Source organism: Curtobacterium sp. YR515, assembly GCF_900113095.1.
Lineage (GTDB): Bacteria > Actinomycetota > Actinomycetes > Actinomycetales > Microbacteriaceae > Curtobacterium.
On record NZ_FOOD01000002.1, the window covers coordinates 344,112 to 368,996 of the forward strand.

The window sequence follows — 24,885 nt, forward strand, 5'->3', positions numbered from 1 at the left end:
CGGATGCACACGGGGCAGCACATCCGCACGGACACCGGTTCCACGTGGTTCTTCGACGCCGGACGGATCGCCCTCGACTTCGCACACACCGGCGGGTTCGCCGACGATCCGGACGGCCGACGTCCGCGGGCGCAGCTCGGCGAACTGCTCGCGACACCGGCCGACCTCGACGAGTGGCTGAGCGACCACACCGAGCCGATCGACGTCGGCGCGACCGCCCGCGAGCTGCAGGACGCCCGGGCCCTCCGTGCAGCGATCGCCCGACTGGCCGTCGCCGCGGCTCCGGGTCCGGCCTCGACCGCGGCGGAACGGACCGCGGTGGCTGCCGGCCTCCGCGCCGGGACGGGTCGCACGCGCCCGGCACCGGACGACATCGACACGGTCAACCTGTTCGCCGCGCTGCCGGACGTGCCGCCGAGCCTGCCCGGCGGCCGTCGTCGTGCGGGCGCGAACCGGGTGCGGCTCGCCCAGGCGCTGTCGAGCGTCGCACGGGACGCCGTGGCCCTGTTCACCGAGGTCGGCTTCGACGACGTCGCCGCGGACGGACAGCCGACGCGGTTGAGCCGCTGCTCGGCGGACGACTGCGGCCTCGTCTTCTACGACTCGTCGCGCGGGGGTACACGCCGGTGGTGCTCGATGCAGCGGTGCGGCAACCGGGCGAAGGTGCGGGCGCACCGGGCCCGACGCGCGGCGGTCTGAGCCGACCCGCGCCTCCTGGCCTGCTCGCGGCTCCGGCCCGGGCCGATTCGCGTGCGTCACGAAAACAAGGATTCGGCGTGCCGAATCCTCTGGCATGCTGTCTGCATGACCGACACCGCTGCCCGTCCCGCCGAGACGACCACGCCTCGGAAGCGCGCGGCCGGCCTGACCCTGCTCGGCCCCGCGTTCGTGGCCGCCATCGCCTACGTCGACCCCGGCAACGTCGCCGCGAACCTCACCGCGGGCGCGAAGTACGGCTACCTGCTGCTCTGGGTCCTCGTCGCCGCGAACGCCAGCGCGGTCGTCGTGCAGTACCTCTCCGCCAAGCTCGGCGTCGTCACCGGCAAGTCCCTGCCGGAGCACCTCGGCCTGCGGATGAAGCGCACGCCCCGGCTGCTGTTCTGGGCGCAGGCCGAGGTCGTGGCCGCCGCGACCGACATCGCCGAGGTCATCGGCGGCGCACTCGCGCTGCACCTGCTCTTCGGGCTGCCACTGGTCGCCGGCGGGGTGATCACCGGCGTGGTCTCGATGGCGATCCTCACCCTGCAGAGCCACCGCGGCACCCGGACGTTCGAGGCCGTGGTGACGGCGATGCTCGCGATCCTCACGGTGGGGTTCTGCGCCGGGCTGCTGTTCGCGCAGGTGTCACCGGGCGAGCTCGTCTCGGGGCTCGTCCCGCGGTTCGAGGGGTCCGGGTCGGTGATGCTCGCCGCCTCGATGCTCGGCGCGACGGTGATGCCGCACGCGGTCTACCTGCACTCCGCCCTGGCGCGCGACCGGCACGGCGACGTCCCGGCGGGCCCGGAGCGTCGTCGGGTGCTCGTCGCGACGCGGTGGGACGTCGGACTGGCGCTCCTGGTGGCCGGCGGGGTGAACATCTGCATGCTCGTCCTCGCGGCGGCGACGCTGCCCGGGGTCGCCGACACGGACTCGATCCCCGGAGCGCAGCGGGCGATCGCCGAGCACGTCGGACCGGTCGTGGGCGTGCTGTTCGCGGTGGGGCTGCTGGCGTCGGGGCTCGCCTCGACCTCGGTGGGCTGCATGGCCGGCGCCGAGATCATGAAGGGACTGCTGCACGTGCGGATCCCGCTGCTGGCCCGACGGCTGGTCACGCTCGTGCCCGCCATCGTCCTGCTCGCGGTGAACGCGGACGCGACGATGCTGCTCGTGGTGAGCCAGGTCGTGCTGAGCTTCGGGATCGCCTTCGCGATCGTGCCGCTGGTCGTCTACACGTCCCGGCGCAGCGTGATGGGTGCGGACGTCAACGCGATGACCACCCGCGTCGTCGCGGGGGTCATCGCGTTGGTGATCGTCGCGCTCAACGTGGCGCTCATCGTGCTGACGCTGGCCGGTTAGTCGACGACGCGGACGCCCTTCCAGAACGCCACGTAGCCCGAGTAGTCCTTGCCGACGCGGTCGAACGACGACGGGATGGGCGTCGGGTACGACCAGGCGTTGTCCTGCAGCGCCTGCCCGTCGACGTTCACCGTGTAGTACTGCGTGTCGCCCTTCCACGGGCAGTGGTACTGGGTGGGGCTCTCGGTGAACAGCTCGCTCTTCACGCTCGACGGCGGGAAGTACCAGTTGCCCTCGATCTGGATGAGGTCCTCCTGCGGGGCCTCGGCGATCACGGTGTCTCCGACGACTGCCTTCACGGCACGCTCCTTCGCTCTGCGGTCCGGCGGGGTACCGGATGTGGAGGTCGAACGCTACGCGCGCGAACTCGATTCCCGCAGGGTCTCCAGCTGGCCGTCCACCGCGAGCGCCGCGTGCACGTCGGCCGGTTCGAGCGCCGCGGCCGCCTCGGACGCGCTGACCAGGTGCTTCACCGCCCGCCGCAGTCCCGTGTAGGCCGCACAGGCGGCCGCCGCCTCGGGCGAGGTGTGGTCGATCCCGACCTCGGCGAGCGCGTCGACCACGGCACCGGCCGCGAGCAGGTCCTCGACCGCGAAGTCCGGTGCGTCCGGCACGTCCGCGGCCTCGCCCGCCGCTTCCGCGGCGTCGTCACCGGGTGCGTGGTGGCGTCCGGCGGCGACGATCGCGACGACGCAGCGGTCACCGCGTTCGGCCTGGAGGCGCGTCACGCGTTCCGCGACCGCCGTCGCGTTGCCGAGGTGGCCGAGCACGACCTCCGGACCGTCCGGCACCTGCGCGGCGACCGCGCGGAGCGCCCGTCGGCGGGCGGGTCCGTCGTGCGCCGCGGACGCCGGGAGGACGTCGACCCAGACGACCAGGTGCGTCCCCGGGGCGATCCGCGCGGCGCCGCCGGTCCCCCATGCGAAGCGGACCTGGTACTTCTCCTGCGTGCGTGCTGCCACCTGCGACACGATAGCCGTCGGCGGGTCCCTGATCCTTTCCACAGGTGCTCCGCCGTCCGGGGTTCGTCAGGGTCGGCGACCGTAGGATCTGTTGCCATGGAGATCGCCCCCGCACCCACCCTGACCGGCGACCGCGTGACGCTCGAGCCCCTCGGCTCCGAGCACGCGGACGACCTGCGGGCGGCGGTCGCGGACGGCGATCTGTGGCGCACCTGGTACACCTCGATCCCCGCCCCGGCACAGGTCGACGACGAGATCGACCGGCGGCTCGCCGAGCAGGCAGCGGGACGGATGGTGCCGTTCGCGGTGCGCGACCGCCCGACCGGCCGGGTCGTGGGGTCGACGACGTTCCTCAACCCCGACACGGGCAACCGCCGGGTCGAGATCGGTGCGACGTTCCTGTCGCGGTCGACGCAGCGCACGGGCATCAACACCGAAGCGAAGCTGCTCATGCTCTCGCACGCGTTCGACGTCTGGCAGTGCATCGCGGTCGAGTTCCGGACCCACTGGCACAACCTCCAGTCCCGCACGGCCATCGCGGCACTCGGTGCGAAGCAGGACGGCGTGCTCCGGAACCACTCGATCGGTCGTGACGGCACGCTGCGGGACACCGTGGTGTTCTCCGTGATCGCGTCGGAGTGGCCGACCGTCCGGTTGTCCCTCGCCGAACGGCTCCGTCGGCACGACCGCGCCGAGGGCGCTCGACGCCGATCCGCCCGGCACGCCTGACGCGATGCCGTCCGGCACGCCTGCCGCCGGGCCCGCCGCTCGTCCACCGCGCACGAGTAGCGTTCGCGGCATGCACGTGGGCATCCGGATCACCCTCGACGCACCGGTCGAGGCCGTGCGTGACGCCCTGCTGTCCCCGGCGGTGATGGTCGCCGTGACGAAGCCGTTCCTGGTCTACCGGTCGCGCGATCCGCAGGGGTTCCCGGTGCGCTGGGTGCCGGGCGAGCCGCACCCCATCACCGCGAGCGCCTTCGGCGTGGTCCCGAGCGGCGACACGCACGTCGACCTCGACCTGTACGAGGTGCGCGGTGTGCCCGTGCAACGCGACAACGGCGGTGGCACGAGCGGGCTGTTCGGACGGATGTCGATGCAGCACCGGATGGCGACCGTCGACCTCGGGGACGGTCGGACGCGCCTCGTCGACCGGCTCTCGTACCGGATGCGGCCCGCGGTGCTCGGCGTCCTGCTCTGGCCGGGGATGTGGGTGATCTGGCAGTGGCGCGCGCTGCGGATGCGCGCCCTCGCGCCCGGTTGGCGGCGCGCCCGACGAGCCGCGGCCTGACCGCCGGACCCGCGCCGTTCCTCCAGGCAGGGCGTACGCTCGTACCGTGAGCCAGACGCATGAGCCGGCAACCGACGACCGCGTGCACAGCACGCTCGCCACCGTGGACTGGCGGCGGATGACCTTCGACCTGTACCGACGGGTGCGGGCGACGAACGACCCGGAGACCGCCCACGCGCTGTGGCGCGAGACTCGTGACGCGATGTTCGGCGAGCACCCGGCCAGCCCGCTGCTCGACGAGGACGCCCGCGACTTCGAGTCCCTGCCCGTCCCGGACTACGACCCGTCGTGGCGCTTCCGTGCCCGGATCGAGCCGGCGGAGCCCCTCGCGATGGACGTCGAGACGGGCACCGACGGCATCGTGCACTTCGACCGGCTCGGCGTCGTGACCCTGGCCGGCATCGGTTCGCTCGACGTGTGGTCGCACGGCGGCTACGCGGGCGGCGTGTTCATCCCGGTCAAGGACTCGAGCGCCGGCAAGGCCCGCGGGACCTACGGCGGCGGACGCTACCTCGTCGACACGATCAAGGGCGCGGACCTCGGGGGCGACGACGGCGAGCTCGTCCTCGACTTCAACTTCGCCTACAACCCGTCGTGCGCGTACGACCCGGCGTGGGCGTGCCCGCTCGCGCCTCCGGGCAACACCGTCGCGGTCCCGATCCCCGTCGGCGAGCAGTACGACTTCTAGGGTGGAGCACATGTCGGGTCTCGTCGCGATCGACGCCGGAGGGCGCATCCCGCCGTTCGAGCAGGTCCGGTCCCAGATCGCCGCGCAGATCAGCGCCGGGTACCTCGTGGACGGTGAACGGCTGCCGAGCGTCCGTGGACTCGCGGACGAGCTCGGGCTCGCCGCCGGGACGGTGGCGCGGGCGTACCAGTTGCTCGAAGAGGCCGGGCTCGTGCAGACCGCACGCGGCGCCGGAACCCGGGTGATCCGACCGGCCGAGGTTCCGTCGTCGGTGACCGATGCCGCCCGTGCCCTCGCTGCCGCCGCACGGGCCGCGGGGCTGTCCGCCGACCAGGCCGCTGCCGCCCTGCGGGACGCCTGGCCCGCCTGACGCGGGCGCGCGCTGCGTCAGGGCGCGCCGCGCCGCAGTGTGCGAGGTTCCGCGCGGCGTGCGATGCCGCGCGCGTCCCACGGCACGTGGAACCTCGCACAGTGCCGCGGCCTTCCGCGTCCGGCGCGCTGCGTCAGCAGCGCTCGAACACGTAGTCGTCGCTCGACGGCGTCACGAGGTCCCGGTCGCGGAGGATCGTCATCGCCGGCCGCTTCGCCGAGGCACACACCGACGACCACGACTGCTCGCTGTTGTCCGAGTACTCGACGTCGATGACCCGCTTGCCGTACGCCTTCGTGTACTCGCCGCACTCCTGGTAGACGAAGCACTCCTCGGCGACCACGAAGTCGAAGCCGGTCTGCTTCCGCCCGGACGCCCCGAGCTGCGGCGTGTTCTTCTGCCCGACCGCGAGCCCCTCGCCGTGCCCGAGACGGACGAGCGCGGCGGCGAGTGCGAGGTTCCCGGAGCGCGTCAGCTTCCCCTTCGAGCGCGTCCACGAGTCGAGGTTGTCGAACTCGACGGCGTCGAACCCGCGATCGGCGCACCGGGCGACGGACTTCGTGAGGACCCGCACGATCGTCGCGCGCTTCGCAGCGGTCGTCGTGTCGAGCAACATCTCGTCCGGCCAGCCCGGGTCGGACACCGGCTTGCCCGATCGGTCGCGGAGGATCGCCGTCGGGTGGTCCCGCTTCCACATCGCGGCGTCCTCCGGCTGGGTCTGGAAGCCGTTGACGTAGCAGATCGAGTACTTCCCCGCCGCCGGGCGTGCGGTGCTGTCGCGTTCGACGATCGTGACACCTGCCGGCGGCGCGTACGAGCCGCCCAGCTGGTAGTCGGGGACGCCCGAGGTGGGCAGGTTCCGGTACGACGCGGTGGGCACCGCGGCGGCGCAGGACGCCGTCCCCAGGACGGCGACGAGGGCCGTCGCGACGGTCAGCAGGACGGTTCTGGTGCGCACCGGTGCATCCTCGCACGAGCCGGCGGACACCTCGGCCTGGGGGATCCGACCCGCGCACGCTATGCTGGACGTACTCGAGGCGCCGATCGCCTCGTGCGTCGTACGGACGCCCCCGAACTCCCGGTCCACGGACCGATGATCGAGCACCTCCCGAAGGTGCCAGGCTTCTCTGCTGCGGCGACTGCGCCAGCCACACCCGTTGGCGCGCATCCCGCCCGCGCGCTGCCTCGCAAGCGCGACCACAGCCGGAGCACTCCGGTTGGAAAGGTCACCATGACCAACGAAGACATCCGTTTCTCCGACCTCGGCGTCCCCGCGCCGATGGTCGCCGTCCTCGCCGACCAGGGCAAGGAGACCGCGTTCCCCATCCAGGAGGACACGCTCCCCGACTCCCTGCAGGGCAAGGACGTGCTCGGCCGTGGCCGCACCGGCTCCGGCAAGACGATCGCGTTCGCGATCCCGCTCGTCGCCCGCCTCGCCGCGAGTGGCCGCAAGCGCCGCGCCGGCCGGCCCCGTGCCCTGGTGCTCGCCCCCACCCGTGAGCTCGCGACCCAGATCGACGTCGCCCTCGCCCCGCTCGCCAAGGCCATGGGCCTGAACACCACGACCGTCTTCGGCGGCGTCGGGCAGGGTCGTCAGGTCGACGCCCTGCGCGGCGGCGTGGACGTCGTCGTGGCGTGCCCCGGCCGTCTCGCCGACCTCATGCAGCAGGGCCACGTCAACCTCGGTGACATCGAGGTGACCGTCCTCGACGAGGCCGACCACATGGCCGACATGGGCTTCCTCCCCGGTGTGACCAAGATCATGCAGGCCACGCCCGAGCAGGGGCAGCGTCTGCTGTTCTCCGCCACGCTCGACAACGGCGTGGACAAGCTCGTCAAGAAGTTCCTGCACAACCCGGTCATGCACTCGGTCGACGAGGCGAACAGCCCCGTCGAGGCGATGACCCACCACCTGTTCGAGGTCGCCGACGCCGACGCGAAGAAGGACCTCGTCCGGACGCTCGCGAGCGGCACCGGTCGTCGCATCCTCTTCATGCGCACGAAGCACCACGCCAAGCGCCTCGCCAAGCAGCTCAGCAGCCAGGGCATCCCGGCCGTCGACCTGCAGGGCAACCTGTCGCAGGGTGCCCGTGAGCGGAACCTCGCGAAGTTCTCCTCCGGCGAGGCCCTCGTGCTCGTCGCCACCGACGTCGCCGCCCGCGGTGTGCACGTCGACCACGTCGAGCTCGTCGTGCACGTCGACCCGCCCACCGAGCACAAGGCGTACCTGCACCGCTCGGGCCGTACCGCCCGCGCCGGTTCGTCCGGTGACGTCGTCACCGTGACGATGCCCGCCGAGCGTCGCGACGTCGCGCAGATGATGCGCGCGGCCGCGATCAAGGTCACGCCGCAGCAGGTCACGGCGAACTCCCCCGCCGTCACGGAGCTGGTCGGCGAGATCGCTCCGGTCCGCCACGTCGCCCCGGAGCAGCCGGCACAGCAGCAGCGCCAGCCCAAGCAGCGCACCACCGAGTCCGACAACGCGAGCGGCGGCCGTCGCCGTGGTCGCGGCGGTCGTCCCGGAGGCGCGGCGCAGCCCGCGCGCACCGGCTCGGCTTCCGGGTCGTCCGGTGCAGGGCGTCGCGGCGGTCGTCCCGCCGAGGCCGGCGCCGGCGCGTCGACCGGCTCCGCCGGTGGGCAGCGCTCGGGTGCCGCGTCCGGCGGTCGCCGCAGTGGTGGCAGCCGTCGCGCGTCGAGCGACACCGTCCGCGGCGGGTCCGCTCCGGTCTGGTCCTCGGAGGGCGGCTACGCCGCCGGTCGTGGGTCCGGCACCGAGTCGGGCGGCAACCGTCGTGGTGGCTCGCGCCGCGCCTCCCGTCCGGCGGGTTCCGCGCGCTGACGGCTCGCGCCGCGCACAGCGTCGACCAACCGCGGTCCCGCCGGTTCCGCGCGCTGATCCTGTCGGCGTGGGGAACCTCCACGCCGCCTGAGCACGGACGCACTCCACGGGCGTAGGTTCTCCTTCACCGGATGCCGCGCGAGCGACTGACGGGGAACTGTCCGCTGTCGGAAGGAGAGCCTATGGCTGGGATCGAAGACGTCAAGAACGCCGCTGCGAAGGCAGCTGGCAAGGCCAAGGAAGCCGTCGGGAACGTGACGGACAACGACCGCCTCAAGGCTGAAGGCAAGACCGATCAGGTCAAGGCCGACACCAAGCAGGCAGGTACGAACGTCAAGGACGCCGCTTCAGGCGTGGCCGACAGCCTCAAGAACGACAACAAGTAAGCCGGTCCAGTACCGCGCTGCGAAGCCCCCGGGTCCGATTCGGATCCGGGGGCTTCGTCGTGCGCGGGTGGCGTCGGCCGCTACATGAGGGCGCCGACCGATGCGAGTCCGGCGCGGAGGAGCGCTCCGCGACCGCCCTCCATCTCGTCGGCAACGGCGTCGGAAGCTGCCTCCATCGGGCTCATCCAGGTCAGCTCGAGGGCGTCCTGCCGGGGCTCGCACGTGCCGGTCACGGGGACGACGTACGCGAGGGAGATCGCGTGCTGCCGTTCGTCCGTGTAGACGGACGCGCCGGGCAGCGGGAAGTACTCGGCCACGGTGAACGGGGTGGGGCTCGACGGCAGCTGCGGGAACGCCATCGGCCCGAGGTCCTTCTCGAGGTGCCGGAACAATGCGGTCCGGATCGACTCGCCGAACATCACGCGCCCGGACACGAGCGTGCGGGCGATGGAACCGCTCGGGGCGACGCGCAGCAGCACGCCCACCTCGGTGACGACGCCGAGGCCGTCGGTGCGGACGGGCACCGCCTCGACGTAGCAGATCGGCAGTCGACGGCGGACGTTCGCGAGCTCCTCGTCGGACAGCCAGCCGGAGTCGGGGTCGGGGGTGCGCAGCGAGGCCATGCACCGTGTCTACCAGTCACTGTGGCGAGTTCGGCGGAAGGCGCGGGGGTTGGGGATGGTTGATGCGTCAACTACTGTCGTCCACATGATCGATCGCGATGCCGTGCAGTGGACCCGGAGCCCCTCCGAGCGTGCGGGGACCCCGCTGCTCGTGACGATGCACGGGGTGGGGTCGAACGAGCGCGACCTGCTCGGACTCGCCCCGGCGCTGCCGTCGTCGTGGACCTTGGCGTCGCTGCGTGCGCCGATGCCGTTCGGGCAGGGGTACAGCTGGTACCCGCTCGGCACGCCGGGCTCCCCGGCACTCGGGCCCGTCGACGAGTCCGTCGCCGGTGTCCTCGAGTGGATCGACTCGGTCGCGGCCGAGCACCCGCGGATCGGGCTGCTCGGGTTCTCGCAGGGTGGGTCGATGGCGCTGCAACTGCTCCGGGCACGGCCCGCTGCGTTCGCGTTCGCGGTGTCGCTGTCCGGCTTCGTCGTCCCGGGCGTGACGGACTCGCGTGACGAGGCCGTCGCCGCCGTCCGGCCCCGGGTGTTCCTCGGGCACGGCGACCTCGACCCGGTGATCCCCGGCGAGGCCACCGCCCGGACGCAGGCGTGGGCGGCGACGAACACCACCGTCACGGATCGCACGTACGAGGGCCTCCCCCACGCGGTGTCCGCAGCGGAGCTGGCGGACGTGGCCGCGTTCATCGGCGCGTAGGCGCGCTCGGCGGGCTCGGCGCGCTCGGCGCGTCCCGCGGCGCGCTTGGTGAGCAGAAATGGTCGGGTCCGACGTGCGGACTCGACCATTGCTGCTCACGATGCGGACGGGAGGCGCGGTGCCAGCTGGCACCGCGCCTCCCGTCACGGGTTCCGACGTCAGTCGGCGAGGATCTGCAGGAGGTCCTTGCGGAGCTGGTCGATCTTGGCGGTCGCCGCCTTCGCCTGCTCCTCCGTCGCGCTGGTGCGGTACATGTGCAGGACGCCCATGGTCTTCCGCAGCGCCTCGATGAACTCGCGGGACGAGTCCGGGAGGCCCGGCGCGTCGAAGGCCGCGGCGATCTCGTCCGCCTTCGCCTCTGCCTCGGCCTTGCCGGCGTCGGTGAGCTCGAAGAGCGTCTTCCGGCCGTCTCCCGTGGAGACGACGAGGTCCTCGTCCACGAGCTGCTGGAGCGTCGGGTAGACCGAACCGGGGCTCGGCTTCCAGGCGCCGCCGGTGCGTTCGGCGATGGTCTTGATGACGGCGTAGCCGTTCTGCGGGCCCTCGGCCAGCAGGCCGAGGGTCGCGAGGCGGACGTCGCCGCGGCGACGGCGTTCGCGGCCGAAGCCGGGACCGCCGAACCCCGGACCGCCGAAGCCGGGTCCGAAGCCGCGACCGAAGCCGGGGCCGAAGCCGGGGCCGAAGCCGCCGCGTCCGCCGTGGTCGTGGTCACCGCGGTCGCGGCCGGGGAAGCCGGCGCCGTGGTGCTGCCGCGCGCCGCCGAAACGGGGGCCGCGCGGGTGCTGGGTGGTGTCGAAGTCGTTGTGCATGGGTCGCATGATGCGTCCTTCCGTCGTGCTGAGTCGGCTCGCGAACGGTCTGACCGGAATCGTCTTCGTCGTATCGCGATGTGTTAACGATAGATCGGTAACTATCGCTCTGTCAAGGGGTACGTCCGCACGGGCCGCTGTCGGTGGTGGCGGGCAGGATGGGACGGACCATGACGGACGTCCTCGAGCGCTTCTCCCCCGCCACCGCGGAGTGGTTCCGCGGCGCCTTCGCCGCACCGACCCCGGCGCAGGCCGGTGCGTGGGACGCCGTCTCCACCGGGCAGCACGCGCTCGTGATCGCCCCGACGGGGTCCGGCAAGACGCTGGCATCGTTCCTGTGGTCGATCGACCGACTCATCAGCTCGACCGACCGTCCGCCCGCGAAGCAGCGCACCCGGGTGCTCTACGTGTCCCCGCTGAAGGCCCTCGGCGTCGACGTCGAACGGAACCTGCGCAGCCCGCTCGTCGGCATCACCCAGACCGCGCGGCGCCTCGGGCTCGAACCACCCGACGTCACGGTCGGGGTCCGCAGCGGTGACACCCCGTCGTCCGATCGGCAGAAGCTGCTGCGGCAGCCGCCGGACATCCTCATCACGACGCCGGAGTCGCTGTACCTCATGCTCACCTCGCAGGCGCGCGAGACCCTGGTGAACGTCGACACCGTCATCGTGGACGAGGTGCACGCCGTCGCGTCCACCAAGCGCGGCGCCCACCTGGCGGTCTCGCTCGAACGGCTCGACGACCTGCTCGAGAAGCCCGTGCAGCGGATCGGGCTCTCGGCGACGGTGCGCCCCCCGGAAGAGGTGGCGCGGTTCCTCGGCGGACGCGCACCGGTGTCGATCATCGCCCCGCCGGCGCAGAAGACGTTCGACCTGCGGGTCGTCGTGCCGGTCGACGACATGGCCGAGCTCGGTGCACCGCCCGTCGGTGCGGACGCGACCGAGTCACCGACGAACGGGTCGATCTGGCCCCACGTCGAGGAACGCGTGGTCGACCTGGTCGAGGAACACCGGTCGACCATCGTGTTCGCGAACTCCCGCCGCCTGGCCGAGCGGTTGACGGCACGGCTGAACGAGATCCACGAGGAACGCGTGCTCGCGGCGGCGGGCTCGGTCGGCGACGGGGCGCTGGTGCCGGCCGGTGCCTCCCCCGCCGACGACGGCCTGCCGGTCGCGCGCGGGCGTCCGCAGTCCCCGGCACGGACCTCGGCGCACGCCGTCGCACCGCAGGGCACGAAGCGGCCCCCGGCGCAGGTGATCGGCGCGTCCGGGCAGACCGGTGGCGGGGGCTCCGATGCCGCCGTGCCGGTGCTCGCCCGCGCCCACCACGGTTCCGTCTCGAAGGACCAGCGCGCCATCATCGAGGACGACCTGAAGTCCGGTCGACTGCGCTGCGTCGTCGCGACGAGTTCGCTCGAGCTCGGCATCGACATGGGCGAGGTCGACCTCGTCGTGCAGGTCGAGGCGCCGCCCTCGGTCGCGAGCGGCCTGCAGCGCGTCGGTCGCGCCGGGCACCAGGTCGGCGAGATCTCCCGCGGCGTGCTGTTCCCGAAGCACCGCGCCGACCTGGTGAACAGCGCCGTGACGGTCGAGCGGATGGTCGCCGGGCAGATCGAGTCGATCTCGGTGCCGGCGAACCCGCTCGACGTCCTCGCGCAGCACACCGTGGCAGCGGGGGCGATCGACACGGTCGACGTCGAGCACTGGTTCGAGCTCGTGCGGCGGAGCGCCCCGTTCAGCGGTCTGCCCCGCTCCGCGTTCGAGGCCACGCTCGACCTCGTGACCGGGCGCTACCCGAGCGACGAGTTCGCCGAGCTCCGCCCGCGCCTGGTGTGGGATCGCGTGCACGGCACCCTGACCGGGCGTCCGGGTGCCCAGCGGCTCGCGGTCACCAGCGGCGGGACGATCCCCGACCGCGGCATGTTCGGCGTGTTCATGGTCGGCGAGAAGGCCTCACGCGTCGGCGAGCTCGACGAGGAGATGGTCTACGAGTCCCGCGTCGGCGACGTCTTCGCGCTGGGTGCGACGAGCTGGCGCATCGAGGAGATCACCCACGACCGGGTGATCGTCAGCCCCGCGTTCGGGCAGCCGGGTCGCGTGCCGTTCTGGAAGGGCGACGGTATCGGTCGCCCCGCGGAACTCGGCCGTGCCACCGGGGCCTTCGTGCGTGAGGTCGAGGGGGCTTCCGACGACGACGCACGTGCCAGGGTCGCCGCCGGCGGGCTCGACGAACGGGCCGTGACGAACCTGCTCACCTTCCTCCGCGACCAGCGCGCCGCGACCGGACACGTGCCGAACGACACGACCCTCGTGATCGAACGCTTCCGTGACGAGCTCGGCGACTGGCGGCTCATCCTGCACTCGCCGTACGGCATGCAGGTGCACGCGCCGTGGGCCCTGGCCGTCGCCGCACGACTCCGTGAGCGCCACGGGATCGACGGCGACGCCATGGCCGCCGACGACGGGATCGTCGTGCGCATCCCCGAGACCGATGCCGAGCCTCCCGGCGCCGACCTGTTCGTGTTCGAGCGGGACGACCTCGAAGCGCTCGTGACGGACGAGGTCGGGGCGTCGGCGCTGTTCGCCGCGCGCTTCCGTGAGTGCGCCGCGCGGGCGCTCCTGCTGCCCCGCCGGAACCCCGGGCAGCGGTCCCCGCTCTGGCAGCAGCGGCAGCGGGCCTCGCAGCTGCTCGAGGTCGCCCAGAAGTACCCGACCTTCCCGATCGTGCTCGAGACCGTGCGCGAGGTCCTCCAGGACGTGTACGACGTGCCCGCCCTGCTGGGGATCGCCGACGACATCGCGGGCCGGCGCATCCGGTTGGTCGAGACCGAGACGGAGACGCCGTCGCCGTTCGCGCGATCGCTGCTCTTCGGGTACGTCGCCGCGTTCATGTACGAGGGGGACTCCCCGCTCGCCGAGCGTCGGGCGGCCGCACTGTCCCTCGACTCGACGCTGCTCGGCGAGCTGCTCGGTCGTGCCGAGCTCCGCGAGCTGCTCGACCCGGCGGTCATCGCCTCGGTCGAGCGTGACCTGCAGCGGCTCTCACCGGACCGCCGGGCACGCGACGCCGAGGGGATCGTCGACGTCCTGCGGCTCGTGGGCGCGCTCGACCTCGACGAGATCGTGGACCGGAGCTGGCTGGCGGAGGCGGATGACCGCGCCGCAGCGACGACCGAGTTGCAGACCGTGCTCGCCGCGCTCGAGCGGGACCGCCGCGTGCTCGCGTTCTCGCACGCCGGTGCGACCCGCTGGGCCGTGATCGAGGACGCCTCCCGCCTGCGCGACGCCCTCGGGGTGCCCCTGCCGATCGGCGTGCCGACGGCGTTCGTCGAACCGGTGGCCGACCCGCTCGGCGACCTGGTCGGCCGGTACGCCCGGTCGCACGGGCCGTTCTCCGCGCAGGACGCCGCCGGACGGCTGGGGCTCGGGATCGCCGTCGTGCAGGACACCCTGCGCCGCCTCGTCGCCGACCGCCGCGTGGTCGAGGGCGAGTTCCGTCCCGATCGCCAGGGTGCGGAGTGGTGCGACGCCGAGGTGCTCCGCCGCATCCGCACGAAGTCGCTCGCGGCGCTCCGGCACGAGGTCGAGCCGGTCGCGCCGGACGCCCTCGCGCGGTTCCTGCCCGCGTGGCAGCACGTCCGGACCGCCGGTACCCGCGGTGGGCTGCGCGGCGTCGACGGGGTGCTCCAGGTCGTCGACCAGCTCGCCGGGGTGGCACTGCCCGCGAGCGCGTGGGAGACCCTCGTGCTGCCGGCACGCGTCGGCGACTACGCGCCGAGCATGCTCGACGAGCTCACCGCCACGGGCGAGGTCCTCTGGTCCGGCGGCGGCACCCTGCCGGGCAACGACGGCTGGATCCGCCTGCACCTCGCCGACACCGCGACCACGACCCTGGCGGAGCCCTCCGGTGACGAGACGACCGAGCTCCAGCGGGACGTGCTCGGTGCGCTCGCGGGCGGCGGCGCGTACTTCTTCCGGCAGCTCGGGCAGGCCGTGGGCAGCACCGACGACACCGCCCTGTCGACCGCACTGTGGGACCTGGTGTGGGCCGGACAGATCACGAACGACACCTTCGCGCCGTTGCGGGCGATGCTCGGCGGGAAGGCGAAGAGCTCGAGCGCACCCCGCGCACGGGCGTACCGCGGGCGTCGTCGGCCGACGATGCCGACGCAGTCCGGTCCGCCGTCCGTCGGCGGCCGGTGGTCCCTGCTCCCCCTCGCCGAGTCCGACGCGACCGTCCGTGCCGCCGCGACCGCCGAACAGCTGCTCGAGCGGTACGGCGTCGTCACCCGCGGCGCGGTGCAGGTCGAGGGCGTCCGGGGCGGGTTCGCCGGCGTGTACCGGGTGCTCTCCCGCTTCGAGGAGTCCGGCCGGGCACGCCGGGGCTACTTCGTCGAGGGCCTCGGTGCCGCGCAGTTCGCGACGGGGCCCACCGTCGACCGGCTCCGCACCTACGCGCGCGACATCGACGACGACGAACGGGCCGACCCGGACCGGTCGCGTGATGCCCTGACCCTCGCGGCGACCGACCCGGCGAACGCGTACGGGGCATCGCTGCCGTGGCCGTCCGACACCGCCCCCGGGCCCGACGACGACGGTCCGGGCGGCGCCGACGGTACCGCTGGTCGTCCCGGTGGGACCGCCGACTCCGCTCCCGCGAAGACGACGGACCGCGGGCACCGGCCCGGGCGCAAGGCGGGTGCGCTCGTCACGACGGTCGACGGGCACCTCGCGGTGTACGTCGAACGCGGTGGCAAGTCGGTGCTGACCTTCACCGACGACCCGGCGGACCTCGCCGTGGCGGCGGCGTCGATCGCCGCGACCGTGCGGAGCGGCCTGCGGAAGCTCTCGGTCGAGCGGGTGGACGGGGACTTCGTCCTCGAGACGCCGCTCGGTTCGGCGCTGCGCGAAGCCGGGTTCACCGCCACGCCGCAGGGGCTGCGTCTCCGTGTCTGAGCGCACGACGGGGGTGCCCGGTGCCTGAGGGCGACACCGTCTTCCGCGCCGCCCGTCGGCTCCACGCCGCACTGGCGGGGAAGGTCCTCACCCGCAGCGACTTCCGGGTGCCGGCGTTCGCCACGCTCGACCTCGTCGGCCGCACGGTGGACGAGGTCGTCCCGCGTGGCAAGCACCTGCTGCACCGGATCGGCGACCTCACCGTGCACTCGCACCTCAAGATGGAGGGGCGGTGGGACGTCTACGCGCCCGGGGACCGCTGGCGTCGCCCGGCACACCAGGCACGGGTGGTGCTCGACGCTGCCGACGTCTCGACGGTCGGCTTCGCGCTCGGGGTGCTCGAGGTCGTCCCCCGCGACCAGGAGTCCGAGATCGTCGGGTACCTCGGCCCCGACCTGCTCGGTCCCGACTGGGACGCCGACCTCGCGCTGGCGAACCTGACGCGGGACCCTGATCGTCCGGTCGGCCTCGCACTGCTCGACCAGCGGGTGCTCGCCGGCCTCGGGAACGTCTACCGCAACGAACTGTGCTTCCTGCGCGGCGTCCTGCCGACTCGTCCGGTGCGCGAGGTGCACGACCCGGCGCGGATGATCGCCCTGGCGAGCCGGCTCATCCACGCCAACCGTGACCGCAGCGCCCGTGTGACCACCGGGGTCGATCGGCCCGGTCGGCGCTTCTGGGTGTACGGCCGAGCGGGGAAGCCGTGCCTGCGCTGCGGGACGCCGATCCGGTACGGGGAGCTCGGTGAGTCGGAGCTGACCCTGCGCGACACCTACTGGTGTCCGCGCTGCCAGACCTGACGGGGCGCGGCCACCGCGCCGGCGCTACGCGCGCGACATGATCCACGCCAGCATGTACGACCGCGAGTTCGCCGAGTCGACCACCGCGTCCGGCAACGCCCGCGCCTCCCGCAGCGCCGTGGCCGCATCGGCCCGTGACGCCAGCGCCCGGTACATGAGCAGGTAGTCGCCGAACTGCACGTCGTACCTGCCGTCCGGCACGGCCTCGGCCAGCACCCGACGGATCTGCGCCGCCCCACCGGCATCGACGTACGAGGCCGCCACGGCCGGCATCGGGATGAGCTCGATGCCCGCGGGCGCGGCCGCCGCGGCGCTGAACCAGGTCGCGTGGTCGCGCTTGCCGCCCCAGGTCAGCGAGACCACCCGGTGCCGGAACTCCGGGAACGCGGAGAGGTCCGGGTCGAGCACGTCCCGTGCGGCCGAAGCCGCCTCGTTGGAGAGCAGCCAGGTCCCGACGGACCGGAGCGACGACGACCCCGACGACGACCCCGACGACGAGCCGGACACCGCTCCCCACAGCGCGACGCCGTTCCACGCCGAGACGGCCTCGGACGACGACTCCTGGTTGTTGCCGTCCGCGAACGGCGAGAACCCGGACGCCCACGAGTGCTGCGCGTACGGGTCGTAGACGCGGAGCGCCGGGAACGAGGCGGTGGCCTCCGGCGAGGCGATGTCCGCCGCGACGAGGTCGGCCACGGTCCGCCACCGGCTGACGAGCGCCGGGTCGTCGGCGGCGAGGACGGCGGCTGCGGACAGCACGTAGCCGTAGTGGAAGTGGTGGTCGTTGAACTCGTCGGAGCCGAACGAGGCCTCCTGCCCGACGAGCCCGTGCAGCGTGGGGTCGTAGGCGAAGCACCGCGCCGTGCGGGTCCCGCACCCGGCGGGGTCGAACCACTGGTCGAGCTCGTCGACGACCGAGGTCTTCAGCGCGTCCGCCACCGACGAGAGGTCGAGCTGCGTCGCGAGCCGGTACAGGTTCGCGACGCGGTACAGGTCCTTCCCACCGCCGTAGCTGTCCGCGGCGTACGACGAGGCATCCACCGTGGAAGCGTCGGCGCGGACCTGGGTGACGAGCGCCGCTCGCTCCGCGGACGACAGCCCCGACAGGTCGAGGGTGTCCGAGGGCCGGACCGTGTCGACCGCGAACCGCAGGGCGGTGCCGGTGCAGACCGGGGCCGGTCCCTGGACGGTCTCGTAGTGCAGGCCGGTGCACTCCAGGCCGGTCGTGCCCTGCCCCGGCTGCGGGACGAGCACGCCCCGGTCGCCGGAGCCGAAGTCGTACGTGAGCGTCGTGCGCTGCTTCCCCCGCGAGGCGCTGCGGTCGAGCGCGACCCCCGTGAGCGGACGGGCGGCGGCGACGAGCCGGGCCGTCTGGGCCGCGGTCGCGCCGTCCGGGACCGGCAGGAGCACGACGCTGCCGCCGGACCGCACGTCGATCGTGTCGCCGTCGATCGTCCCGTCGCGGACGACGAGCTGCCAGGTCCGGCCACCGCTGGTGACGGTCCCGGTACCGTCCCCGGTGCCGTCGATCGGCGAGGTCGCGGTGACGGTGCCGGCACGCGCGGCGGTGTACGTCACGAGCGGCGAGCCCTCGGCGACCACCGTGTGCCCGAGGACGGTGGAGCCGTCACGGTGCTCGACGGTCACGGACACCGAGTCGTAGGCGGACACCAGGGTCGAAGTCGCACCGAGGTCGAGTCCGACCTGCTGCGTCGCGCCGCCGGCGATGGTCTTCTCGGTGGCCGTGACGGTGGGGAGCCCGGCCGCGAAGCCGTCGTCGGTCACCTGCCACGAGATCGGGCTGGGGAACACCGGCTGCGGTGCCGCGCCGAAGACGAGTCCCGAGAACCAGCGGTTCGTCGGCGGCAGCAGGCCGTCGGCGAGGCGCATCGCGCCCGCCTTCGACGACGCGACGTCGCCGAGAGCGGCGACCGCGCGCGCCTGTGCCGCACCGTTCGTGGTGGGCGAGGTGGTCTCGCCGGGGTGATCCGTGCCTCCAGGACCGGTGCACGCGGTCACGAGCATCGCGACGGCCGTCACGACGGTGACGCTGGTGGACAGCCTGGAGGCACGGCGCACGCCGACCCGACGGCGCGCGTCCGGCGCCTGGTCGCGACGGGCAGACCGAGGCAGCCGGAGCATGGGGCTACAGTCCGATCTGCCGCGCGAAGTCACGGACGAGGTCCGTGACGCCCGCGAGCCGGCCGTCGTCCCGCAGGTGCAGGGTGGCGTCCACCGGCGTCCCGGGGCTCGTGATCCCGCTCGACGGCGACGCGGAGAGCTCGGGGCTCTCGACGTCGACCGTGGTCTTCGCCTGTCCTTGGTCGTTGGTCTCGACGCTGACGCTCTTCACGGTGCCCCGGATCGTCGTGTCGTTCGGGAGCACGAGGTCGACCGCGGCGCCGTTCCGGATCCGCCCGTAGTCCCGGGCCGTCACGATGAAGCTCGAGGTGACGAAGAGGCTGTCCTCCTTGTGGATCGTGCCGAGCTCGGAGCCGGCCTGCACGTATCCGCCGGTCTTCACGTCGACCTTGGCGACGGTGCCGGAGACCTCGGCCTTGAACGTGATGAAGCCGTCGGCGCCGATGTCGTACGCGCTCGTCTGCGTGTTCGCGCCCACGACGCCCTTCCGGATGTCCTGCGCGAGCTGGAGGCTCTGCACCTGCAGGAGCTGGTCGCCCTTCCGGACGGTGTCGCCCTCCTCGACGTACTCCTCGGTGACGGTCCCGCCGTAGTCGGTGCCGACGGCGTACTCCTGCGCGGCGATCGCCGCCGAGGTGCTCGCCACGGCGCTCTGCCGCTGGTTGAAGACGAGCGTGCACGCCGCCACGACGACGAGCACCACGATGAGCCCCGCGAACAGCCGGAGTCGGTTCGTCCAGGTCATGCCGTCACCCCGTCCAGCATCGCGGTCAGCCGGTCCGTCACGCGGTTCCGGGCCTGTTCGCGGAACGCGGCGATGATGAACGCGAGGAACACGAGGGTGTTCGTGGTGTTCCAGGCCGTCGCGAGCGTCAGCTGCCCGTTGTCGAGGTCACGCCAGACCGCCACGACGCTCGTCAACGCCAGGAACACGAACACGAGCACCTGCGGGACGATGAAGTTGAACGGGGAGGGCGTCCGACCACGGGAGGCGCCGGTGACGTGCCACGCCTGCTCCTTGCCGCAGACGACGTTCCAGAGCGCGCTCGCGTAGATCGGGAACGAGACCGCGGCGAGCAGGAGCGTCTCGTACCGGAACGACCCGAGGGCGTAGAACGCGAGGAGCACCTGCGCACCGTAGAAGCCGAGGTAGAACAGCACCCACTCGCCGGCCCCGATCGTCAGGTTCATCGGGCGCAGGTCGAAGTAGATCTCGAGCGGCGGTACGAGCAGGAGGAGCCCGGGGACGATGCCCGTCAGGTAGAAGCTCGCGGTGACGAGGTACTGCAGCCGCTGGTCCATCGTCAGCCGGTGCTTCGGGCGGAACGGGAAGTGCGTGAGCAGGATCTCGAAGCCGCCCGTGGCCCACCGGAGCTGCTGCTTGGTGAAGCCCTCGATGGTCTCCGGGGCGTCGCCGACGGCGAGGGTCATCGGGATGAAGACGGTCTTCCAGCCGCGCTCGTGGAGCATCAGGCTCGTCCAGACGTCCTCGGACTTCGAGTCGGTGTACATGCCGCCGATCTCGTCGATGGCCTCGCGGCGGAAGATGACGTTCGTCCCGACGCAGAACGCCGCGTTGAACCGGTTCCGGCCGGGCTGGATGAACCGGTAGAACACCGTCTGCATGTACCCGGCACCCCGCGAGACGAGGTTGTGGAGGTTGCCGTACGACTGCGGGGTCTGCACGAAGGCGATCCCGTCGTCGGCGAAGAACGGCACGGTCTCGAACAGGAAGTCCGGCTTCGGCACGAAGTCCGCGTCGAAGACCGCGAAGTAGTCGCCCTTGGCGAGCGTCAGCGCGTGGTTGATGTTGCCCGCCTTCGCGCCGTGCGACGAGAGCCGACGGACGTACCGGGCGCCGAGCTCCTCGGCGAGCGCCCGTACCTCGTCGCTCCGCCCGTCGTCGAGCACCCACGTGCGGTGCTCGCCGCGCATGGCCACCGCGGCCTGCACGGTCGCGGCCACCTTGGTGAGCTCCTCGCCGTAGACGGTGATGAAGACGTCGACGTCCACCCGGCGTCCGCGCACGTGCATCGGCCAGCGGTGGGGCTGGTCGGCGGCGCCGCTGCGGGCGATGGTGTCGCGGTCGAACAGGGTGTCCTGGGTGTGGTGGAACGCGAAGTCCCGGGGGTCGGAGCCGCCGGAGAGGATCGTCCACATGGACAGGAGCGCCTGCCCCACGAGCACGCTCTCGGCGACGATCACGAGTCCGTACGGCAGGAAGTCGCCCCGGTTCGCCGGGTCGAGGAGGAACACCGCGTACGCCATCACGCCGAGCGTGGCGACGAGCACGATGAGGACCATCACGGGGCTGTGCGCCCGGCTCTCGGCACGCGGTCGGACGTAGGGCACCGGCTCGGTCTGCCGGCGGCGTCGGGCGCGCTCGCGGTCGCGCGGCGTGAGCGGTGCCGGGAGCTGGAAGTCGAAGGACTGCAGCTCGTCGGTCGCCTCTGGTGCTCGGAGTGGCGTCGGGGTACGACGAACGTCGGGTGGTGCGGACATGGCGTGGTCTCCTGTCGGGTTCGGAGAGGACTCACGCGTGGTCGAGCGCAGGCGCCGACGCATCGTGAGACGGGCGTCGGCGGCTGCGGCGACATGGATCCGGACCCTCGGGAGGTCCGGCCGGCGAGGGACTAGGGATCCTGCGCCGGCGGTGCTCGCGACCGTGGGTGCGGTCGCGGTGTTCGGTGTGTCGTGTCGTGGTGCGGTCGTGCTGTCGACGGCCCGTCGCCGTCGGTGTTGCGAGCGTAGGTCCGACGGTGGTGCTGGTTCGTGACGAACGTGTGAACAAGTCTCGGGGGCGGCGATCGTGCGGTTTCCCGCAAGCGGCCGCCCCCGACGCGACGTCAGACCGCGGAGCGTCCCGCGGCGGGGCGTCGGCGCAGGGTGGCGTCGAGCACGGCCGGCGGCTGGTACTGCTGGTCGAGCCGTCCGACGTCGGTGCCCGGCGGGACGATCGCGTCGATGCGGTCGAGGACCTCGTCGGAGAGCACCACGTCGGCACCGGCGAGCAGGTCGTCGAGCTGCTCCACGGAGCGCGGGCCGATCAGGGCGCTCGTGACGCCGGGGTGCGCGATCGCGAAGGCCATCGCGAGGTGGGTCATCCGGATGCCGGTCTCCTCGGACAGTGCGACCACCTGTTCCACGGCGTCGATCCGTCGCTCGTCGCGGTTGTGCCGGAACATGGTCACGCGGGCGAGGTCGGTGTCCTGCCCCTTCCGGAAGCGGCCGGTCAGCATGCCGCCGGCGAGGGGACTCCACACGAGGGACCCCATGCCGTACCGCTGGACGACCGGGAGGACCTCGCGCTCGATGCCGCGGTTGAGGATCGAGTACGTGGGCTGCTCCGTCCGGAAGCGCTCGAGCCCGCGGCGCTCCGACGTCCACTGCGCCTCGACCTGCATCGACGCGGGGAAGTCCGAGCTGCCGATCGCCCGGACCTTGCCGCTGCGGATCAGGTCGGTCAGGGCGGACAGGGTCTCCTCGAGGTCGACCGTGTCGTCGGGTCGGTGCGCCTGGTACAGGTCGATGTGGTCGGTCCGGAGGCGCCGCAGCGACCCCTCGACGGCCTGCGTGATCCACCGCCGGGAGTTGCCGCGCCGGTTCGGGTCGTCGCCCATCGGGCCGTTGAACTTGGTGGCGATGACGACGTCGTCCCGGCGGCCGGCGAGCGCCTTGCCGAGCAGTTCCTCGGAGCCGCCCTGCGAGTAGCGGTCGGCGGTGTCGATGAAGTTGATGCCCGCGTCGAGTGCGCGGTGGACGATGCGGATCGAGTCCTGCTCGTCGCCGTTGCCGATGCTGCCGTCGGTGCCGAGCATCATGGCGCCGAGGGCGAAGGGGCTGACCTGGATGCCGGTGCGGCCGAGGGTGCGGTACTGCATGTGCGGTTCCTCCTGTCGATGGCGTTCCGGGTGTCGGTGCCGTATCGTGGCCCGAAGTGGAACGCTCTTCCGGAACTATACGGAACGGCTTTCCGTTTACGCAAGAGGAGGACTCCGTGCGCGCCGACGCCCGACGCAATGCCGACGCCCTGACCGACGCCGCCAAGGCCGTCTTCGCGACCGACGGGGTGGACGCCCCCGCGAAGCTGATCGCGGACCGGGCCGGGGTCGGGGTCGGCACGCTGTACCGACGGTTCCCGCAGCGCTCGGACCTCGTCGTCGCGGTGTTCCAGCGGGCGGTCGAGTCGACGGCGGCCGCCGCGGACGAGCTCGCCGCCGCACACGCTCCCGACGAAGCGCTCGGCCTGTGGCTGCAGCGGTTCACCGAGTTCGTCGCGACGAAGCGCGGGCTCGCCGCCGCCCTGCACTCGGGCGACCCGGCGTTCGAGGCGCTGCCGGACTACTTCCTCGCGCGACTCGGTGGCGCCCTCGGTGGACTCCTCGATGACGCAGCGGCCGCCGGGACGATCCGCCCCGACGTCGACGCGCAGCAGCTCCTGCACGCGGTGGCCGACCTGTGCCACGGTGCTCCGACGATCGAGCAGAGCCAGCTGCTCGTCGGGCTGCTCGTGGACGGGCTCCGCTACCGGGCGACGGCCTGACCGGCGGGGTGGAGCCGCTCGGCCGCGGTCGCCCGGACGGCCTCGGTCACGCGCTCGAGCAGCGGTGAGGCCAGGTTCCAGCGCTGCCACCAGAGCGCCACGTCCGCCCGACGGCCGGGAGTGAGCTCGACGAGGTCACCCCGGTCGAGGGCATCGAGGCACTGCGCCTCCGGCAGCATCCCCCAGCCGAAGCCGAGCGACACCGCACGGGCGAAGTCCGCCGAGGTCGGGACGAAGTGCCGAGGCCCGGACGGCGCGTGGCCGAGCACCCGCCGCAGGTACCCCTGCTGCAGGTCGTCGTCGCGGTCGTAGTCCACGAGGGGCACCCGGTCGAGGAGCCGTGTCATCCGCTGCTCGCTGTCGACACCCGGCAGGTACCGGGCGACGAACGACGGGGAGGCGACGGCCCGGTACCGGTCGATCCCCAGCGGCACCGAGGAGCACCCCTGCACCGGCTCGGCCTCGGCCGTGACCGCCGCCATCACCGTGCCCGCGCGGAGGAGTTCGGCGGTGCGGTCCTGGTCCTCGCGGTGGAGGTCGAACACGACCTCGGTGTCGGCACGCACGAGGGCGAGCGCGTCGAGGAACCAGGTACCCAGCGAGTCGGCGTTCACCGCGAGCGGGATCGAGGGGACGACCGAGTCGCCGCCGCCGAGCGCCCGGGTGGTCTCCTCGTCGAGCAACTGGGCCTGTCGTGCGTGACGGAGGACGACCTCGCCGTCGGGGGTCGGGCGGACGGGCGTCGTCCGCTGCAGGAGCACCCGGCCCACCTGCTGCTCCATCGACTTGATGCGCTGCGACACCGCCGAGGGCGTGATCGACAGCGCTCTGGCCGCGGCGTCGAGCGTCCCGTGGTCGACCGCGGCGAGCAGGGTCTCGAGGTGTTCGCGCTGCATTCGTGGCATGCAGCTGAGCTTACGCAGCATCAGGAACGTGAGCTGTACTGCACGTGGCCGCGGCCGTACGGTCGGACCGTGACCACACTCCTCCCCCTGCTCGCCGGCCTCGGTACCGGGCTCGCGCTCATCGTGGCGATCGGTGTGCAGAACACGTACCTGCTCCGGCTCGCGGTGACCTCGTCGGTACGGGTCGTCGCAGCGGCGGTGGTGGTCTGCGCGCTCTCGGATGCCGTGCTGATCCTCGCGGGGGTGCTCGGTGTCGGGGTCGTGGTGGAGCGGTTCCCGGAGGCGCTCGTGGTGATCCGCTTCGTCGGTGCGGCGTTCCTGGTGACCTACGGGGTGCTCGCGGCTCGGCGGGCGCTGTGGCCGTCCGGCGCGGCGATGCGGGTGGAGTCGGCGGCGGCGGACGACGGCGTGCCGGTGGCGACCGCGGCGGTGGGACCGGCCACCTCGGCGACGGTGTGTGCGGGACGGACGCGCACCGCGCCTCCAGGACCCCGACGAACCGACCGCGCCGTCACCATGCGGACAGCCGTCGTGACGATGCTCCTGTTCACGTGGGCCAACCCGCACGTCTACCTGGACACGCTCGTATTCCTCGGGTCCGTCGCGAACCAGCAGGGGCCGGCGGAGCGGTGGTGGTGGACGGTGGGGGCGGTCCTCGCGAGTTGCATGTGGTTCGGCGCGCTCGGGTTCGGCGGACGGCTGCTGCGACCGTTGTTCGCGAAGCCGCTGACGTGGCGCGTGTTCGACGGGCTCGTCGCGCTCGTCATGCTCGGGTTCGGCGCGGCGCTCGCGCTGGGCGCCTGACGCGGCGCAC

The 24,885-nt window shown here is 72.6% G+C and carries 23 protein-coding genes; 13 read left to right on the forward strand and 10 right to left on the reverse strand.

Annotation, left to right across the window (positions count from 1 at the left end; translation table 11 throughout):
* Positions 1–3: 3 nt before the first annotated feature.
* Both BM028_RS06355 and BM028_RS06360 read left to right on the forward strand, forming a co-directional pair.
* Positions 4–699 (forward strand): CGNR zinc finger domain-containing protein, encoded by a 696-nt coding sequence (locus tag BM028_RS06355; RefSeq protein ID WP_070417654.1) that lies wholly within the window; start codon positions 4–6, stop codon positions 697–699.
* A 105-nt stretch (positions 700–804) separates the two neighbouring features.
* Positions 805–2,055: an Nramp family divalent metal transporter gene (locus BM028_RS06360; protein ID WP_092385324.1), complete on the forward strand. Its 1,251-nt coding sequence runs from the start codon at positions 805–807 to the stop codon at positions 2,053–2,055.
* On the opposite strand, the gene BM028_RS06365 is transcribed toward BM028_RS06360, so the two are convergent.
* Positions 2,052–2,354 (reverse strand): DUF427 domain-containing protein, encoded by a 303-nt coding sequence (locus BM028_RS06365; RefSeq protein ID WP_070417652.1) that lies wholly within the window; start codon positions 2,352–2,354, stop codon positions 2,052–2,054. The genes BM028_RS06360 and BM028_RS06365 overlap by 4 nt on opposite strands.
* 54 nt (positions 2,355–2,408) lie before the next feature.
* A complete protein-coding gene (locus tag BM028_RS06370) occupies positions 2,409–3,017 on the reverse strand; it encodes a 2-phosphosulfolactate phosphatase (protein WP_139201898.1) in 609 nt (202 codons plus the stop codon).
* A 96-nt stretch (positions 3,018–3,113) separates the two neighbouring features.
* Between BM028_RS06370 and BM028_RS06375 the strand changes: the two genes are divergently transcribed.
* The 4 genes from BM028_RS06375 to BM028_RS18860 all read left to right on the forward strand — a co-directional run bounded on the left by BM028_RS06375 (position 3,114) and on the right by BM028_RS18860 (position 5,366).
* The gene (locus tag BM028_RS06375) at positions 3,114–3,746 is read left to right on the forward strand and encodes a GNAT family N-acetyltransferase (protein ID WP_071295193.1); all 633 of its coding nucleotides are present in this window, start codon (positions 3,114–3,116) and stop codon (positions 3,744–3,746) included.
* A 70-nt stretch (positions 3,747–3,816) separates the two neighbouring features.
* Positions 3,817–4,308: a hypothetical protein gene (locus BM028_RS06380; RefSeq protein ID WP_092385328.1), complete on the forward strand. Its 492-nt coding sequence runs from the start codon at positions 3,817–3,819 to the stop codon at positions 4,306–4,308.
* A 118-nt stretch (positions 4,309–4,426) separates the two neighbouring features.
* On the forward strand, positions 4,427–4,996 hold the full coding sequence (locus tag BM028_RS06385; RefSeq protein ID WP_071295230.1) for a DUF1684 domain-containing protein: 570 nt from the start codon (positions 4,427–4,429) through the stop codon (positions 4,994–4,996).
* Positions 4,997–5,006: 10 nt separating this feature from the next.
* Positions 5,007–5,366 carry a GntR family transcriptional regulator gene (locus BM028_RS18860; protein WP_071295229.1) on the forward strand — a complete coding sequence of 120 codons (360 nt, stop codon included), beginning with the start codon at positions 5,007–5,009 and terminating at the stop codon, positions 5,364–5,366.
* A 133-nt stretch (positions 5,367–5,499) separates the two neighbouring features.
* Here the strand turns inward: BM028_RS18860 and BM028_RS06395 are convergent, their stop codons facing one another.
* Entirely contained in the window at positions 5,500–6,324 is an 825-nt protein-coding gene (locus tag BM028_RS06395) for an endo alpha-1,4 polygalactosaminidase (RefSeq protein ID WP_092385796.1), read from the reverse strand.
* Between the two features lie 273 nt (positions 6,325–6,597).
* Here BM028_RS06395 and BM028_RS06400 point away from each other — a divergent pair, with 273 nt between their 5' ends.
* The gene (locus BM028_RS06400; protein ID WP_092385330.1) at positions 6,598–8,205 is read left to right on the forward strand and encodes a DEAD/DEAH box helicase; all 1,608 of its coding nucleotides are present in this window, start codon (positions 6,598–6,600) and stop codon (positions 8,203–8,205) included.
* Positions 8,206–8,387: 182 nt separating this feature from the next.
* On the forward strand, positions 8,388–8,591 hold the full coding sequence (locus BM028_RS06405; RefSeq protein ID WP_070417647.1) for a CsbD family protein: 204 nt from the start codon (positions 8,388–8,390) through the stop codon (positions 8,589–8,591).
* An 80-nt stretch (positions 8,592–8,671) separates the two neighbouring features.
* Here BM028_RS06405 and BM028_RS06410 read toward each other — a convergent pair whose 3' ends face one another.
* Positions 8,672–9,214: an NUDIX hydrolase family protein gene (locus BM028_RS06410; protein WP_070417646.1), complete on the reverse strand. Its 543-nt coding sequence runs from the start codon at positions 9,212–9,214 to the stop codon at positions 8,672–8,674.
* An 85-nt stretch (positions 9,215–9,299) separates the two neighbouring features.
* Between BM028_RS06410 and BM028_RS06415 the strand changes: the two genes are divergently transcribed.
* Positions 9,300–9,917 (forward strand): alpha/beta hydrolase, encoded by a 618-nt coding sequence (locus tag BM028_RS06415; RefSeq protein ID WP_092385332.1) that lies wholly within the window; start codon positions 9,300–9,302, stop codon positions 9,915–9,917.
* Between the two features lie 158 nt (positions 9,918–10,075).
* Here BM028_RS06415 and BM028_RS06420 read toward each other — a convergent pair whose 3' ends face one another.
* On the reverse strand, positions 10,076–10,726 hold the full coding sequence (locus BM028_RS06420; RefSeq protein WP_092385798.1) for a PadR family transcriptional regulator: 651 nt from the start codon (positions 10,724–10,726) through the stop codon (positions 10,076–10,078).
* A 170-nt stretch (positions 10,727–10,896) separates the two neighbouring features.
* Between BM028_RS06420 and BM028_RS06425 the strand changes: the two genes are divergently transcribed.
* Together BM028_RS06425 and BM028_RS06430 are read left to right on the forward strand one after the other, a co-directional pair.
* Positions 10,897–15,681, forward strand: a complete 4,785-nt coding sequence (locus BM028_RS06425; protein ID WP_092385334.1) for an Lhr family ATP-dependent helicase — start codon at positions 10,897–10,899, stop codon at positions 15,679–15,681.
* 20 nt (positions 15,682–15,701) lie between these two features.
* Positions 15,702–16,481 carry a DNA-formamidopyrimidine glycosylase family protein gene (locus BM028_RS06430; protein ID WP_092385336.1) on the forward strand — a complete coding sequence of 260 codons (780 nt, stop codon included), beginning with the start codon at positions 15,702–15,704 and terminating at the stop codon, positions 16,479–16,481.
* Between the two features lie 24 nt (positions 16,482–16,505).
* Here the strand turns inward: BM028_RS06430 and BM028_RS06435 are convergent, their stop codons facing one another.
* From BM028_RS06435 to BM028_RS06450, 4 genes are all read right to left on the reverse strand, one after another.
* Complete coding sequence (locus BM028_RS06435; RefSeq protein ID WP_092385338.1) at positions 16,506–18,623, reverse strand: glycosyl hydrolase; 2,118 nt, start codon at positions 18,621–18,623, stop codon at positions 16,506–16,508.
* A 4-nt stretch (positions 18,624–18,627) separates the two neighbouring features.
* A complete protein-coding gene (locus BM028_RS06440; RefSeq protein WP_092385340.1) occupies positions 18,628–19,368 on the reverse strand; it encodes a biotin/lipoyl attachment domain-containing protein in 741 nt (246 codons plus the stop codon).
* Complete coding sequence (locus BM028_RS06445; protein WP_071295185.1) at positions 19,365–21,125, reverse strand: glycosyltransferase family 2 protein; 1,761 nt, start codon at positions 21,123–21,125, stop codon at positions 19,365–19,367. Before BM028_RS06445 ends, BM028_RS06440 begins: the two co-directional genes overlap by 4 nt.
* A gap of 344 nt (positions 21,126–21,469) precedes the next feature.
* A complete protein-coding gene (locus tag BM028_RS06450) occupies positions 21,470–22,504 on the reverse strand; it encodes an aldo/keto reductase (protein WP_092385342.1) in 1,035 nt (344 codons plus the stop codon).
* 116 nt (positions 22,505–22,620) lie between these two features.
* Between BM028_RS06450 and BM028_RS06455 the strand changes: the two genes are divergently transcribed.
* Positions 22,621–23,166 carry a TetR/AcrR family transcriptional regulator gene (locus tag BM028_RS06455; protein WP_092385344.1) on the forward strand — a complete coding sequence of 182 codons (546 nt, stop codon included), beginning with the start codon at positions 22,621–22,623 and terminating at the stop codon, positions 23,164–23,166.
* On the opposite strand, the gene BM028_RS06460 is transcribed toward BM028_RS06455, so the two are convergent.
* On the reverse strand, positions 23,148–24,071 hold the full coding sequence (locus tag BM028_RS06460; RefSeq protein ID WP_092385346.1) for a LysR family transcriptional regulator ArgP: 924 nt from the start codon (positions 24,069–24,071) through the stop codon (positions 23,148–23,150). The genes BM028_RS06455 and BM028_RS06460 overlap by 19 nt on opposite strands.
* A gap of 69 nt (positions 24,072–24,140) precedes the next feature.
* On the opposite strand from BM028_RS06460, the gene BM028_RS06465 reads away from it, so the two are divergent.
* Positions 24,141–24,875, forward strand: coding sequence for a LysE/ArgO family amino acid transporter (locus BM028_RS06465; protein ID WP_092385348.1), 735 nt, complete (start codon positions 24,141–24,143; stop codon positions 24,873–24,875).
* Positions 24,876–24,885 lie beyond the last annotated feature (10 nt).

Bases quoted from the DNA above. Each gene is read 5' to 3' on its own strand.
- BM028_RS06450 (WP_092385342.1), bottom strand. From the start codon at position 22,504: ATGCAGTACCGCACCCTCGGCCGCACCGGCATCCAGGTCAGCCCCTTC.
- BM028_RS06420 (WP_092385798.1), bottom strand. From the start codon at position 10,726: ATGCACAACGACTTCGACACCACCCAGCACCCGCGCGGCCCCCGTTTC.
- BM028_RS06360 (WP_092385324.1), top strand. From the start codon at position 805: ATGACCGACACCGCTGCCCGTCCCGCCGAGACGACCACGCCTCGGAAG.
- BM028_RS18860 (WP_071295229.1), top strand. From the start codon at position 5,007: ATGTCGGGTCTCGTCGCGATCGACGCCGGAGGGCGCATCCCGCCGTTC.
- BM028_RS06440 (WP_092385340.1), bottom strand. From the start codon at position 19,368: ATGACCTGGACGAACCGACTCCGGCTGTTCGCGGGGCTCATCGTGGTG.
- BM028_RS06460 (WP_092385346.1), bottom strand. From the start codon at position 24,071: ATGCCACGAATGCAGCGCGAACACCTCGAGACCCTGCTCGCCGCGGTC.
- BM028_RS06385 (WP_071295230.1), top strand. From the start codon at position 4,427: ATGACCTTCGACCTGTACCGACGGGTGCGGGCGACGAACGACCCGGAG.
- BM028_RS06415 (WP_092385332.1), top strand. From the start codon at position 9,300: ATGATCGATCGCGATGCCGTGCAGTGGACCCGGAGCCCCTCCGAGCGT.
- BM028_RS06425 (WP_092385334.1), top strand. From the start codon at position 10,897: ATGACGGACGTCCTCGAGCGCTTCTCCCCCGCCACCGCGGAGTGGTTC.
- BM028_RS06435 (WP_092385338.1), bottom strand. From the start codon at position 18,623: ATGCTCCGGCTGCCTCGGTCTGCCCGTCGCGACCAGGCGCCGGACGCG.
- BM028_RS06400 (WP_092385330.1), top strand. From the start codon at position 6,598: ATGACCAACGAAGACATCCGTTTCTCCGACCTCGGCGTCCCCGCGCCG.
- BM028_RS06410 (WP_070417646.1), bottom strand. From the start codon at position 9,214: ATGGCCTCGCTGCGCACCCCCGACCCCGACTCCGGCTGGCTGTCCGAC.
- BM028_RS06380 (WP_092385328.1), top strand. From the start codon at position 3,817: ATGCACGTGGGCATCCGGATCACCCTCGACGCACCGGTCGAGGCCGTG.
- BM028_RS06375 (WP_071295193.1), top strand. From the start codon at position 3,114: ATGGAGATCGCCCCCGCACCCACCCTGACCGGCGACCGCGTGACGCTC.
- BM028_RS06405 (WP_070417647.1), top strand. From the start codon at position 8,388: ATGGCTGGGATCGAAGACGTCAAGAACGCCGCTGCGAAGGCAGCTGGC.
- BM028_RS06445 (WP_071295185.1), bottom strand. From the start codon at position 21,125: ATGTCCGCACCACCCGACGTTCGTCGTACCCCGACGCCACTCCGAGCA.
- BM028_RS06355 (WP_070417654.1), top strand. From the start codon at position 4: ATGCACACGGGGCAGCACATCCGCACGGACACCGGTTCCACGTGGTTC.